Here is a 12,646-nt window from a genome sequence, read left to right as displayed (position 1 = left end):
CGGCCGCGTCCTTTACTCCCGCTCTTTTGGTAGCCCTTCGATATCGAGGAAGGCGACGACCCGCTCCCGCTCCCTCAGGGTGTCCTGATAGCCCAGCTTGATCAGCTGCTGGCAATAACCCGGATAGAACATCAAAAAGCTGGCCAGACTGCTGGTCTCATCCCCCTTCACGCCCAGCACCCGCAACAGGCGGCGCAACTTTAGCGGCAGTTTGCGCAGGTAGGCCAGTGCGATGGTGTCGAGATCCTGACTCGGTTTCAGCACACAGGTCTCCACCCGTTTCAATTGCAGACGGTTGCGCTCCCGTAGCGGGATAAGATCCAGTGTCTGGTTGATGCGCCACAGTCGCTCCAGATCGGAGTTGAGGGTGTCGGTAAAGACGGTATCGAGCAGATGGCTGGCGATATTGGAGCTGGTGAGGTGGCCGTGGTGATGGGTCGGTGCTGAGTGTGCCGGCGGATCGAGCGTGATCAGCAGGATCCGCTCCGCCCCCAGATGGATGGCGGGGCTGAGTGGGCTTAGCTGGTGGATGGAGCCGTCGCCGTAGAACTTCTCGCCGATCCGGGTGGCCGGAAAAACGAAGGGCAGTGCCGAGGAGGCGAGCAGATGCTCCGATGTAAGCACGGTGCGCACCCCGCGCCGTCTCGCCCGCTCCCACGGATGGTGCTCGGCCCGCCCCTGAAAGAAGGTGGTGGAGAGACCGTCATCGTAATCCGACGCCGTGATGGCCAGCGCCTCCAGACTGCCGTAGAGGATGTTGTCATCGATGCGGTGATAGTCGATGAGCTGATCCAGCAGGCGGTGCAGCGGCGCGTTGTCAAACAGGTGAAAGGCGTGGTTGGTGTGGGGATTGATCAGCCCCGCCGACCCTTCGTACAACAACCGCCACAGCAGTCGCCCGGGGTGAAAATCGAAGATGTGGTGAGTCTCGAAACGGCGCCAGACCCACTCCAGCTTGCGAACCCCCAGATGGAAGCAGGAGGCGTAGCAGGCCAGTGCAGTGACATTGATGGCCCCCGCCGAGGTGCCGCACAGGATGGGAAAAGGGATGCCGAGATTGCGCGGGTAGAGCTCCGCAATCGCCTTGAGCGCACCGACCTGATAGGCGGCACGAGCACCGCCACCGGTGAGCAACAACGCTGTATTGGGTCTGGCCATATGCTGGCGCCTTATCGTGTTCTGACAAGAATGTTCCCACTGACAAATTAACTATAAGGCGCTGTATCAAATATAAAAACGGGCGCTGGCCCGTTTTTTTCATGGCCCCATGTCAAAGGGCGCGGTGAGGATTTTCCGGTCGAGCCAGCTGATCGAAGGCGGCGAATACCGGGGCGCTGGCGAGGATGCGACCATGGCCCAGACCCCGGGTGCTCACCAGCCGGGTATGACCATCCTGACTGGCCCGCAAGGAATCGCCGTGCGGGGCAAATCTGTCCTCCTCGTCGTGCACGATTATCGCCGCGCCGCTGCGACTGGCGAGGCGACCCAGTGGATCGACCGTGCTCAAGGGGTGCTGGTACTCTTGCTCAATCTCCTTGACCACCGCATCGAACAGCCGGATGGAGTAGCCGGAACGTGCCACCATGCCGTAGAGCTGGGGCACATAGTCGAGCACCGGCGAAATCAACAGCAGCGGCAGGGTATCGATACCCGCCTGACGGCTGGATAGTGTGACGGCGCCCCCCATGCTGTGGGCGATAACCCCGTGCAGCGGACCTGTTTCGCTGGCCAATTTTGCTGCCAGCTCGTCGAAGGCGCGCACGAAACGGGGCAGGTGGCCAGTGTTGCCTGCGCTCTGGCCGTGGGCCGGATGATCGTAGGCAATGGCGGTGAAACCCTGCGCGGCGATATGGCTCATCAGCGGATAGAACTGGCTGGCGCTGCCGGACCAGCCGTGCATCAGCAGCCACTGCGGCCCCTGACCGAGCCGATAGCTCATCAATACCCCTTCGCTGGTATGGACGGCCTGCTTCACCAGACCGGCAGGTTCGTGGTCATCCCGCTGGTTGCGCTGGGGGGTGAGCAGCAACTTGCTGGCGGTGCGCTTGGCATGGGTGGGGGCGAGTCTGTGGTGTAAGCGGGTGCCTATCCCCAGCAGCCATTTGCTCGGGCTGAAGCGGCGGGTGTTGAAGTAGATCTTGCTGCTCATGGTCATCCTGTGGTTTTTATGTGCGAACGGTCGTGCTTTTTTGTTGGTTTTTAAAAATTCGTGTTGAACGGATGCCAAAACATCAGCGCCAGCTGCTCAGCAGAGCGTCCACTTCGGGCCAGAAGTGGCGGGCCGGATCCTGACACAGTTCGAGATCGTTGAACACCTGATCCGCCAGATAGAGGCCATAGAGGCGATAAACGGCGCGCCAGGGATCCATCTCCTGTCGCCACTCGCCTGCGGCCTGCCCCTGCACCACCTGACGGGCCAGATAGTCGAGCCAGAAGCGCACCAGTTGCCGAGCGGCTTGTTGTACAGGGCTCGCTTGCTCATGGCCATCCTGCACCGAGGTCCAGGCGTCGAGGAACATGCAGCGTCCGGCTAAGCAGTGGTTCCAAGTCTGCCAGGCACGCAGCAGGGCGATCAGCTTGTCGTGCTGGCTCTGGTGCTCCTGCTGGCGTACCGGCTGGATCACCCGCAGCCGGAACACCTCGGCGGCGTACTCCAGCACGGCGATCTGCAGATTGTCGCGGGATTGAAAGTGGGCAAACAGGCCGCTTTTCGACATCTCGCAGGCGCTGGCCAGCGAGCCTATGGTCAGGCTCTCCAGCCCTTGCTGGCTCGCCTGCTCGAAGGCAGTCTGCAAAATGGTTTCCCGGGTCAGGCGCCCCTTGCTCATCACTCTCTCCTCGTTGGCGCTGGCAGCATAAAGTACGATCGTGCTAATTGTCGAGCAACAAATAGCCAGCATGGCTGGCTATGTCGTCTCCCGCGTGTCACTGCGCGCGGGGGTCAGTTCTCCTTGATATCGAGCTGTTGCAGGGCGATAACCGCCTGAGTGCGGTTCTTGACCCCCAGTTTTCTGAAGATGGCGGTGATATGGGCCTTGATGGTGGCTTCTGAGACGTTGAGCTCCCAGGCGATCTGTTTGTTGAGGCTGCCATCGCGCAGCATGATCAGCACCTTGTATTGCTGGGGGGTGAGGCTGGCCAGCTTGCTGGCGAAATCGGGGCCATCTTCCGATTCGGGATGGAGCGAGATGCCTTCCGGCACCCAGTTATCCCCCCCGATCACCGTATTGAGGGCGTTGACCAGCTCCTTCATCGGTACCGACTTGGGAATAAAGCCGAGCGCCCCAAGCCGCAACACCTGTTGGATGATGGCCGCATCTTCCGAGGCGGAGACCACCACGATGGGCAGGTCGGGATACTGGCCGCGCAGGTGGGCCAGCCCCTCGAAGCCATTGGCTCCGGGCATCTTGAGATCGAGCAGCAACAGGTCGACCTCGGGGTGCTCGCCGAGCAGGCTGGTCAGGCTGTCGATGGAGTCCGCTTCCAGCAATTGAGCGTCGTTGATGGCCATGTGCACCGCTTGGTAAAGGGCGCCCCGAAACAGGGGGTGGTCATCTGCGATGACGATGGTAAATTGGCTGTCCATATTTCGGTTAATGGCTCACATTGTTGCTAACTGATTGTTTTGAAAAATCAAACTAGCATCGCTCACCAAGAGGGTCAAACCCGCCGGTGCGCAAATGTGAAGCGACCATCGGATGTTTTGCTATCAAGGGCAGACAGGCCGGTCGCAGGCAACTCATGCAGGAGGCAACAGATGGGATCCTTGGTATTGGCGGTGGGCTCCGGCTCCACCTGGGCGATGCGGGCGGCACTGGTGCTCGCCATGAGCGGGCTGACGTGGCAGGAGCAGGTGTTCGATCTGGAGGATGCCAAGTCGCTGGCGCGGCTCAAGCGGCTGGCACCGGCCGGTCTGGTGCCCTGGCTCGAACACGATGGCGTGCGGGTTCACGACTCGCTGGCCATCGCCGAATATGTTCACGAGCTCTGTCCCGACCGCCAGCTCTATCCTGTTTCGCTGGCCGAGCGGGCACAGGCTCGCAGCCTCTGCGCCGAGTTGCATGCAGGATTTCGGCAGATCCGTTCTCTGCTCCCCTTCTTTCTTGGGGCGCCAACCCGTATCGATCCCCCGGTGGAGGCGGTCGGTGAGCTGGCCCGTTTGCAGGAGATCTGGTCGCAGACGCGGGGCCCCTTCTACTTTGGCGAGGCAGGCATTGTCGATGCCTTCTATGCGGTGATGGCCTATCGGCTGGCCAGCTACGGCATCCTGTTGCCCGGTCAGGCGGGAGTCTATCAGCAGGCGCTGCTCTCTTGGCCTCTGTGGCAGGAGACCCTGCTCAAGGCGCGGTTGCAGTGGCCGGTGGCGGCGTGCCAGTCACAGTGAGCCTTGGCAGATAGATAAACGAGAGAGGGGAGCCAGTGGCTCCCCTCTCTGTTGCTGGTATATATGGCCCAAGAGTTACTTCTGCCGACCGGCAAAGACCACCACCACCTTGTCATCCCCCTTCTCCCGCACGAAGGCGTAGGGGGCATCCGAGAGTTTCTGGTGGCTGCCTGCCGCAATGGCCGGATGGGCAGCGCGGAACTGGCCCAGTTGCTGCCAGTGCTTGACCAGCTCAGCCTTGTCGCCGCTGGTCAGCTCCTGCCAGTTCATATCCGAGCGCAAGGCCTGATCGAACACCCCGCCATCCTTGGCCAGCCCGCGGCCGGACTCGTCGCCGTAGTAGATCTGGATGCCACCCGGCAGCAGCATAAAGCTGTTGGCGACCCGGCGCTGTAGCGGCACATCCTGATAGTCGCCAAAGAACAACTTGGTGTCGTGGGAGCTGATGTAGCTCAGCACGTTGAACTCGGGATCCTGATTGATGCGACTGGCGTAGCTGGCATAGGTGGGCTCGGCGCTGGCCATGCACTGGGCCTGTGACAGTGCGAACTCGCGCTGATAGTCGAAGTTGATCAGGGAGTCGAAACCGTTCTGATACCAGAAATCCTTGGCCACCCCGTGATCCCACACCTCACCCACCATGTAGAAGGGCAGATCGTCGAGGGCCTTGCCCGGGTTGGCAGTCTTCCACTCCTTGAGCGCAGCGGTGCCCGCCTGCTTGAGCTTGGCCCACACCTCGGGCTCCAGATGCTTGACGGTGTCGGCGCGGAAGCCGTCGATGCCAAAGCGGCGCACCCAGTCGGTGTGCCAGGCTATCAGGTAGTCGCTCACGGTGGCGTTGGGCAGCGCCTTGGCTTTGGTATCTTTTTTCGCCGCCAGCAACGGCGGCAGCCCTACCGGTTTGGCCGATTCGGTCAGAAAGTCCGGCAGCCCCGCCACCGAACCGGTCACATCGTCGGTGCCGGGCTGCGGGTAGCCGGGCAGACCGGCGCGCACCCAGTCACCGCTCCACCACTTGTTCCACGCGGGTGATTGATAGTCGATGAACTGGTTGTAACCATGCCAGTTGAGGCCACCGCTCGGACGCCACTGGTTCCAGACGGTCGGCAGTTTGCTGCTGTTCTGAGTTAGCTCGGTGAGCCCCAAATCCTGCAAGTCGGCGAGGGTGGCGTAACCGGCGTGGTTCATCACCACGTCGAGGATGATCCGCATGCCGCGCTTGTGGGCCTCATCCACCAGGGTTTTCAGACTCTCTTCATCGCCGTAGTTGGGGTCAATCTTGGTGAAGTCGAGCGCCCAGTAGCCGTGGTAGGCGTAGAAGGGGAAGTTGCCCTGCTCGCCACCGCCAATAAAGCCGTGCACCTGCTCCACCATGGGGGTGATCCAGATGGCGTTCATGCCGAGGCTCTTGATGTAGTCGAGCTTCTCGGTCAGTCCCTTGAAGTCACCGCCATGCCAGGTGGCCACCTCATCCTGTCCATCCTTCTGGCGGCCGAAGCTGTGGTCGTTGGCGGGGTCACCATTGTGGAAGCGATCGGTCAGCAGAAAATAGACGCTCGCCTGATCCCAGCTGAACGGTGCTGGCTTGGCTGCCTTGACCGGCTCGAGCAGCAGCAGGCCGCCGCTCTCTTTACTCGGGGTCAGGGTCAGTTTGCCCTGTTTGACCACCGCCTCCTGTTTTGAGTAGGCATCCCTCAGTCGGGTACCGTCTGGCCAGACCCCTTTCAGGGATACAGTGACCGGGCCGCCATCCCAGCTGATGCAGGGCTCTTCTGGTGGCTGGCGTTTGAATTCGCTCTTCTTGGTCGCCCGCAACACCTTGAGGCTGGGAGTATCCGGGTTGAAGGTGAACTGATACTCCCCTGCCAGCATCACCCGCAGGGTAAAGCTTTGATCCTTACTGCATTTGTCCATGGGTTGGGCGGTGCCGAAGGGGAGCGGCTTGCTCTCGCTCGGGCCAAAGCTGGTACCGCAACTGTTGCTTGCGTCGCTGATGCGGATCTGGTGGCTCCCCTTGGCAAGGGTGTGGGTCAGCTCGACCGCCCCTTTGTCCAGCGCGATCGGAGTTGCCACCGGCTGACCATCCACATAGAGGTGAACCTCGGGGGCGGCCATCGCCTGTTGGGTGAACAGCGGGGCGGCCATCAGGGCTAGCAAGAGGGGGGATAAGTTTTGAGCACGACGCATAAGCCATTCCTTGAGCAGGGCAGTTCGGACAAGGGCCCATTCTAGGAGCAGCAAAGCGCACCTTGGATCGGCAAAATGCCGATTTGTGACATCAGTTCAAATGGTTACGTTTTCAAGCCGCGGAAAGTGTGACGGAGAGGAGATGGGACGCTCTGTCGATAAAAATAGTGGCCATAAAAAATGCCGGTCAGGTGACCGGCATTTGGTGTGTCAGGCATCGTCGTCACATCAGACGGTGAAGAACTTGAAGTTGACGAAGGCCACCGCGATGAAGGAGGCCACCATGCCGCTGATGCAGAGCACAGCAGGGCGGATGGCGGGCCAGCGATGGGTCAGCAGAATGATGGCCAGCAGGGTCGGGTAGAGCCCGAACATGTAGCGCGGCATGGCGTTGAGGCCGGTCATCAGCGGGATGGTGCAGCAGATGAACATCAGGGTCGCTTCAGCCCAGCGTTTCTGGCTGAACAGGTAGCCGTTCAGGCACCAGCCGAAGATCACCATGATGGAGAGGTAAGCCTTGCGGCCACCCAGCTCGAAACCGCTCAGCCACCAGTCCAGCGGGCTGTCCATATAGCGACCCCAAGCCACCTGAATGTGCTTGAAGGCAAAGGCATCGCCGGTCAGGTGATAGAGGTAGACCATGTAGGCAAACAGGCCAAACGGGATCATCCAGAGGGTGAACACCACCTTGAAGGCGCGCTCGGTGAAGCGGAAAAATTCCCGCCAGCCGTAGGCCTGCAGCGCCAGGATCAGCACCGGGAAGACCATCATCACCCCCAGGTTGCGGGTGGCGGAGATACAGACCCCCAGCACGGCCACCATCAGCCACTGCTCCCGATAGGCGAACAGGAACATCCCCAGCATCAGCGCCATAAAGGTCGACTCGGTATAACCGGAGACGAAGTAGGCGGAGAAGGGGGAGAAGGCGAGCAGCCAGACGCCGAAGCGGGCGGTATCGTCCCCCAGCTTGAGCTGACGCAACACCAGCAGCATCAGCGGCAGGCTGGCGAAGAAGGAGATATTGGTAACAATGATGAGGCCGATCAGGCTCTCGACATTGAACAGGTTGGAGATGGCACCGGAGACCATCGGATAGAGCGGCATAAAGGCCCAGTTGGCCGCATTGCCCTTGCTCAGCCAGCGCGGGTAGAGATCGTAGCCGTTCTCGATGATGCGCTGGAACCAGACGCAGTCGAACTGACAATAGGCCTGCAGCGGGCCTATGTCGGGGGAACCATAGAGCTGGACACCGAAGTAGCCCATGCCATACAGCGCCACCCGGCTCAGCATGAAGGCAGCGATGATCATCAGCCAGTCACGACCGCTGATGCGTAGTGACGGGCGATAGGGGAGTGCAGCCCCGGTTAGCGGGGCAGTATTGGTCATATCATTCATCAGGCAAAAACCCAGACGCGAGAGAGAACGTAAGTGAGGACGGTAACGGTCAGGGTGGCGATGACCACCGGCAGCAGACCGGAGAGCCCCGCAAACAGCAGGCCGCTCAGGATCAGGTTACGCACCGCAAGCGAGAAGAGGGCGACCAGCAGAAACTTGCTGGCGGCTCCCTGCTTCTGGAAGGTGATGTAGCGGTGACCAAAGAAGGAAAACCAGAACGCTATGGCAAAAGCCAGTGTGGTAACCAGGTGCTCCGAGATGGTGGGCCAGGTATGAAACAGTGCGATGGAGGTGCCAAGGTCGACGAGGGTAGCCCCCCCGCCGACAAAGCCGAAACGTACCAGCCGCCAGAATTCCTCGCGGGAGATCATTGAGGCGCCTGCTCCTGCTGCTCTTGCGGATTGCTTTCTGTGCTCTGCGGTTTGGCCGCATCCTGCTTGGCATACTGGCCATAGACCCCTTCAATGAGGTAGACCGGGCGCTGTTTCACTTCCACGAACATGCGGCCGATGTACTCGCCGATGATGCCGAGTGACAACAGCTGGATACCGCCGAGGAACAGCACCACGGACATCAGGGAGGCGTAACCGGGCACGTCGATGCCGAAGAAGATTACTTGGGTGATGATTTTCAGGATATAGAGGAAGGCTACCAGCGAGACGCTGACACCCACATAGCTCCAGACCCGCAGCGGCCAGCTGGAGAAGCTGAGCAGGCCGTCGAGGGCGAAGTTCCACAGTTTCCAGTAGTTGAACTTGGTTTCACCGGCGTGACGGGCAGGGCGCTCGTAGGGGACGCCAACGGCACGGAAACCGGCCCAGGCAAACAACCCCTTCATGAAGCGGTTGCGCTCCGGCAGCAGCTTGATCGCCTCTACTACGCGGCGGTCTATCAGGCGGAAGTCACCGGCGTTCTCCGGCAGCTTGGTACTGGTGGAAAGGGCGTTGAAGAAGCGGTAGAAGCCACCGGCAGTCAGACGCTTCATCGGGGTATCGGCGCTACGATCGACGCGGATGCCATAGACGGTGTCATAGTCACCGGTCTGCCACAGTTTCACGAACTCCAGGATCAGGGCGGGGGGATCTTGCAGATCCACGTCCATTGGCACGATGGCATCCCCTTTGGCCTGATGCAGACCGGCGGTCAGGGCTGCCTCTTTACCGAAGTTGCGTGCCAGGTTGACCAGGGTCACGCGGGGGTCACGGGCGATTGCCTGTTCGACTACCTCACGTGTACGGTCACGACTACCGTCGTTGACGAATACAATTTCAAGCTGGTCTTTGAGCGGGGCCAGTTCATTGTCTATCGCGCTGATGAAGGCATCGATGCTCTCCTCCTCGTTATAAACGGGAACAACCAGAGAGAGTCGAAAATCTGGATGCGACATAAGAACGTCCTTATTGGCTGGTTATTTTTATAAAACGCTATCGGGGACCCATATCACTGGGCAACAGTCAAACGCACCGACTGAACATTGATGGGAGTGGGTGCCGAGAGTGCCAGAAAATTGGGGTGCTTGGGATCGGCCGTGAGCGAATCTCCTGGCAGGTTGAGCCGGATTTCATTGATACCCGCTTTGGCCAGTTTCACGGTAGTAGTGAAGTCGTGACCAAGAGCCACTTTCAGTAGCGCACCAGCTTCAGGGCTATTGACGCGGGCATGGACTGTCAACTGTTCCGGTTTTGCTGCTTGTTTGGGTAGCACAAAATAGAGTCCCCCTTTGCCACTTAGCTGGGTGCCTTCGTCACTCGGTTTTTTGGCCCAGCCTTCGCTGGAGAGAAAACGGCTCGGCTTGGTCAGGTTCAGCTCGTTGCCGGGCTGATAGGTCATGCTGGAGTTGTGTTCCCAGAAACGGGTTTTACCCTCCAGATAATAGAGGCGATAGGCCAGGCTCACGTTAGGGTGAGCAGCCAGATAGAGGGTATAAAGATAGAAACCGCTCAGTGCCAGGATGGCGGTCAGAAAACCAAACTTTTTGTACGTCATATCACTCTCTATGCCTGACATAAATTGGTAGGCCGATGTCGCGCATATGCTAATCCAATTGCAAAAAAAGCATAGTGGATCACAAAAAAATATTTGGTCACAAATCAACCCCTCATCAAGGCGTTCACCATTGCACTTTCTTTGTTAATGACAACATTGACGGTAATCAAGGGCTCCATGGTAATGGGAGGATTTTATCTGGTAAAAAGAGGTTTTCTGTAATTTGCTGCGTCATATTCTTACAGATGCTGCCGGTGATGCGGCCTCTATCGCCATTTTTCAGGGGAGGAATTATGATGATTCATCGTTTCGTCAAGGATGACCCATGAAGTGGATGTTCCAGGCGTGCTTGTTCTTTGGCTGGATTTCATCTCTCTCAGCCTCCACGCTCTGTCCTGCACCTATCAAGGCCGGTTTTGATAACTGGCCACCCTATCACTATCACGATAAAAGCTATCCTGCTCAGGTGCGTGGCTATGCCGCCGAGGTGCTCACTGCGGTTTTGACCAGAATGGGCTGCGAGATCGAGTTTAGGGAGTTGCCATGGAAGCGCATACTTCAGGAGGTTAAGTTAGGCGAGGTCGATATGGCGATGGAGGCAAACATCAACGATGAGCGCACCCGTTATGCGTGGTTTTCAGATGCCTATAATCCGGGTCGCACACTGTTGTGGGTTCGCAAGGGCAGCCATTACCCCGAGCAGGATCTGGCTAGCTGGCTCGCCAAAGGCTACGCCCTCGGCGTGACCAAAGAGTATTTTTATGGTGATGAAGTGATGGCTCTGCTCGGCCGCTATGCCGGCCAGGTGAGTGCGGTGAGCGACAAACAGAATTACGAGAAGCTGGCCCGTGGGCGCATCGATGGCTTCCTCGGTGACATGCTGGCGACTCCCAGTGGGTTGAGCAAGGAGGGAATGAGCAGTCAGTTCTCATATCATCCTATGGTCGTGTATGAATCTCCGGGATTTTTCATGATGAGCAAGCGCACCATATCTCCGCAATTTTTGCAGCGTTTCAACCAGGTTTTGGCAGAATTCCAGCGCAGCGACGAATATGACATTATCTTGCGACGCTATGCGCCAGGAAACTAGCAAACTGTTAGCCATTCACGCATCATGAGCGGCCTGATGGTCGTGTTTGACTACGTGCATCAATCGTTTTGAGGTATCCATGGGGATGAAGTATTGGGTGGCCCTTGCCAATCTGCTCTGGTTTGGCTGTTTGCCTGCCGGATTAGTGCACGCGGCAGAGGCTCAAGTCGTTGTGGCGGTGACTGAAACCCGTCATGACTGGTATCAGGGCAGTCAGGCCGAACAGGCCCGTGTCGAGCTGGAACAGCAGTTGCAAGAAGCTGTGCTGGCCCAGCTGCACCCCGATTTTTTCACGCTGTGGAAGCGCCTGCAGGCTACGCCGGCAGCGCAGCGCAGTGCTATCTATGACGAGGTCTTTACCAAGCTAGCCCGTTTTCAGCACGCCTGGCGAGGGATGGATCTGGTCTCTCGCGAGCAGATGAAGACCCTCAAGCTTGATTTGAAGCGCCCTGTGGTGACCAAACCCAGCGATGATGATCTGCTCACCCAGGTGAAATCCCTGCGCCCCCAGGTGGCGGAGTACGAGGCGGTGCGGGCAAAAGTGCACAAACTGCTGGCGATGCCTATGGCCAGCAAGTGGCCGACCCTTGATATGCCGACCCTGCGTGCCGGAGAGAGCTCCGCCGAGCTCGGTCAGATCCGCGCCATGCTCAACGAGCTGGGCGACAGTGCTCCGAGCCATGGTGATCAGATTTACGATGGTGATACCGAGCAGGCCATCAAACAGTTCCAGCGTCGTCATGGGCTCACCGCGGACGGTATCATCGGCCGTCAGACCCGCTCCTGGCTCAATACCGGCCCGCAAGTGCGTGCCAGCTTGCTGTTGCGCAACCTGTGGCGTCGTGATCTGGTGGATCAGCTCGCCGGTGGCCGCTACGTGCTGGTCAATATTCCCGACTATCGGCTCAGCGTGGTGGAGTCCGGCAACGAGGTATTCACCAGCCGGGTTATTGTCGGCAAGGAGCAGCGGGCCACCCCCATTCTGGCCAGCGAAATTCGCTCCATCGTGCTCAACCCCTCCTGGCATGTGCCGCGCTCCATCCTGAGCAAGGACATCCTGCCCAAGTTGGGGCGCGATCCCGCCTATCTGAGTCGCGAGCAGTTCGAGGTGATCGACAGCGAGGGCAACCCGGTGCAGTTCACCGAAGAGGGGTGGCATCAGGCGCTGGCCGCCGGTTTCCCCTATCGCCTGCGGCAAAAGCCGGGTGATCACAATGCCCTGGGACGCTACAAGTTCTACCTGCCCAACAATGACGCCATCTATCTGCACTCCACCCCGCGCAAGGCGCTGTTCGAGCAGGGGGCACGCGCCTTCAGTTCGGGCTGCATCCGGGTGGAACATGCGGACGATCTGGCCGAGCTGTTGCTGGCAGATTCCCGCTATCAGCCGGACAAGGTGGCCAATATCCTCAAGGAGAGCCAGACCAAATGGTTGCCGCTCACCACGCCGATCCCGGTCTTTACCGTCTATTGGAGCAGCTGGATCGACGAAAATGGTCGCCAGCAACTGCGCAACGACATCTACGGATTTGATCGGGTCAGCTTCCAGAGCCGCCTGCTGTGATCCCTGCCACAGAGTGAAAAGCCCGGCCTGTGCCGGGCTT

The 12,646-nt window shown here is 59.2% G+C and carries 12 protein-coding genes; 3 read left to right on the top strand and 9 right to left on the bottom strand.

Annotated elements, in window-relative coordinates; genetic code table 11:
- Nucleotides 1-12 precede the first annotated feature (12 nt).
- The 4 genes from G5367_RS06865 to G5367_RS06850 all read right to left on the bottom strand — a co-directional run bounded on the left by G5367_RS06865 (nt 13) and on the right by G5367_RS06850 (nt 3,586).
- Entirely contained in the window at nt 13-1,158 is a 1,146-nt protein-coding gene (locus G5367_RS06865; RefSeq protein WP_421294037.1) for a patatin-like phospholipase family protein, read from the bottom strand.
- A 112-nt stretch (nt 1,159-1,270) separates the two neighbouring features.
- Nucleotides 1,271-2,149 (bottom strand): alpha/beta hydrolase, encoded by an 879-nt coding sequence (locus G5367_RS06860; protein ID WP_421294035.1) that lies wholly within the window; start codon nt 2,147-2,149, stop codon nt 1,271-1,273.
- An 82-nt stretch (nt 2,150-2,231) separates the two neighbouring features.
- Complete coding sequence (locus G5367_RS06855) at nt 2,232-2,828, bottom strand: TetR/AcrR family transcriptional regulator (RefSeq protein ID WP_421212273.1); 597 nt, start codon at nt 2,826-2,828, stop codon at nt 2,232-2,234.
- 113 nt (nt 2,829-2,941) lie between these two features.
- Nucleotides 2,942-3,586, bottom strand: a complete 645-nt coding sequence (locus tag G5367_RS06850; RefSeq protein WP_005347836.1) for a response regulator — start codon at nt 3,584-3,586, stop codon at nt 2,942-2,944.
- Between the two features lie 171 nt (nt 3,587-3,757).
- Between G5367_RS06850 and G5367_RS06845 the strand changes: the two genes are divergently transcribed.
- Nucleotides 3,758-4,384: a glutathione S-transferase gene (locus G5367_RS06845; protein ID WP_421294032.1), complete on the top strand. Its 627-nt coding sequence runs from the start codon at nt 3,758-3,760 to the stop codon at nt 4,382-4,384.
- A gap of 75 nt (nt 4,385-4,459) precedes the next feature.
- Here G5367_RS06845 and G5367_RS06840 read toward each other — a convergent pair whose 3' ends face one another.
- From G5367_RS06840 to G5367_RS06820, 5 genes are all read right to left on the bottom strand, one after another.
- Nucleotides 4,460-6,571 (bottom strand): alpha-amylase, encoded by a 2,112-nt coding sequence (locus tag G5367_RS06840; protein WP_421294031.1) that lies wholly within the window; start codon nt 6,569-6,571, stop codon nt 4,460-4,462.
- A 228-nt stretch (nt 6,572-6,799) separates the two neighbouring features.
- Nucleotides 6,800-7,966 carry a hypothetical protein gene (locus G5367_RS06835; protein ID WP_005338464.1) on the bottom strand — a complete coding sequence of 389 codons (1,167 nt, stop codon included), beginning with the start codon at nt 7,964-7,966 and terminating at the stop codon, nt 6,800-6,802.
- Complete coding sequence (locus G5367_RS06830; protein ID WP_005338463.1) at nt 7,966-8,337, bottom strand: GtrA family protein; 372 nt, start codon at nt 8,335-8,337, stop codon at nt 7,966-7,968. Before G5367_RS06830 ends, G5367_RS06835 begins: the two co-directional genes overlap by 1 nt.
- Entirely contained in the window at nt 8,334-9,353 is a 1,020-nt protein-coding gene (locus G5367_RS06825) for a glycosyltransferase family 2 protein (protein ID WP_005347828.1), read from the bottom strand. Before G5367_RS06825 ends, G5367_RS06830 begins: the two co-directional genes overlap by 4 nt.
- A 53-nt stretch (nt 9,354-9,406) precedes the next feature.
- Nucleotides 9,407-9,952 (bottom strand): hypothetical protein, encoded by a 546-nt coding sequence (locus G5367_RS06820; RefSeq protein WP_005347826.1) that lies wholly within the window; start codon nt 9,950-9,952, stop codon nt 9,407-9,409.
- 325 nt (nt 9,953-10,277) lie between these two features.
- Here G5367_RS06820 and G5367_RS06815 point away from each other — a divergent pair, with 325 nt between their 5' ends.
- The gene (locus G5367_RS06815) at nt 10,278-11,042 is read left to right on the top strand and encodes a substrate-binding periplasmic protein (protein ID WP_419772924.1); all 765 of its coding nucleotides are present in this window, start codon (nt 10,278-10,280) and stop codon (nt 11,040-11,042) included.
- Between the two features lie 79 nt (nt 11,043-11,121).
- Nucleotides 11,122-12,606, top strand: a complete 1,485-nt coding sequence (locus G5367_RS06810; RefSeq protein ID WP_421244227.1) for a L,D-transpeptidase family protein — start codon at nt 11,122-11,124, stop codon at nt 12,604-12,606.
- The last annotated feature ends 40 nt before the right edge of the window (nt 12,607-12,646 follow it).

This window comes from Aeromonas sp. 604282 (assembly GCF_049170575.1).
GTDB lineage: Bacteria > Pseudomonadota > Gammaproteobacteria > Enterobacterales > Aeromonadaceae > Aeromonas > Aeromonas veronii_A.
This window is presented reverse-complemented; position numbering and strand designations above follow the sequence as displayed.

Bases quoted from the DNA above. Each gene is read 5' to 3' on its own strand.
- G5367_RS06830 (WP_005338463.1), bottom strand. From the start codon at position 8,337: ATGATCTCCCGCGAGGAATTCTGGCGGCTGGTACGTTTCGGCTTTGTC.
- G5367_RS06810 (WP_421244227.1), top strand. From the start codon at position 11,122: ATGGGGATGAAGTATTGGGTGGCCCTTGCCAATCTGCTCTGGTTTGGC.
- G5367_RS06865 (WP_421294037.1), bottom strand. From the start codon at position 1,158: ATGGCCAGACCCAATACAGCGTTGTTGCTCACCGGTGGCGGTGCTCGT.
- G5367_RS06860 (WP_421294035.1), bottom strand. From the start codon at position 2,149: ATGAGCAGCAAGATCTACTTCAACACCCGCCGCTTCAGCCCGAGCAAA.
- G5367_RS06855 (WP_421212273.1), bottom strand. From the start codon at position 2,828: ATGAGCAAGGGGCGCCTGACCCGGGAAACCATTTTGCAGACTGCCTTC.
- G5367_RS06825 (WP_005347828.1), bottom strand. From the start codon at position 9,353: ATGTCGCATCCAGATTTTCGACTCTCTCTGGTTGTTCCCGTTTATAAC.
- G5367_RS06835 (WP_005338464.1), bottom strand. From the start codon at position 7,966: ATGAATGATATGACCAATACTGCCCCGCTAACCGGGGCTGCACTCCCC.
- G5367_RS06840 (WP_421294031.1), bottom strand. From the start codon at position 6,571: ATGCGTCGTGCTCAAAACTTATCCCCCCTCTTGCTAGCCCTGATGGCC.
- G5367_RS06815 (WP_419772924.1), top strand. From the start codon at position 10,278: ATGAAGTGGATGTTCCAGGCGTGCTTGTTCTTTGGCTGGATTTCATCT.
- G5367_RS06820 (WP_005347826.1), bottom strand. From the start codon at position 9,952: ATGACGTACAAAAAGTTTGGTTTTCTGACCGCCATCCTGGCACTGAGC.
- G5367_RS06845 (WP_421294032.1), top strand. From the start codon at position 3,758: ATGGGATCCTTGGTATTGGCGGTGGGCTCCGGCTCCACCTGGGCGATG.
- G5367_RS06850 (WP_005347836.1), bottom strand. From the start codon at position 3,586: ATGGACAGCCAATTTACCATCGTCATCGCAGATGACCACCCCCTGTTT.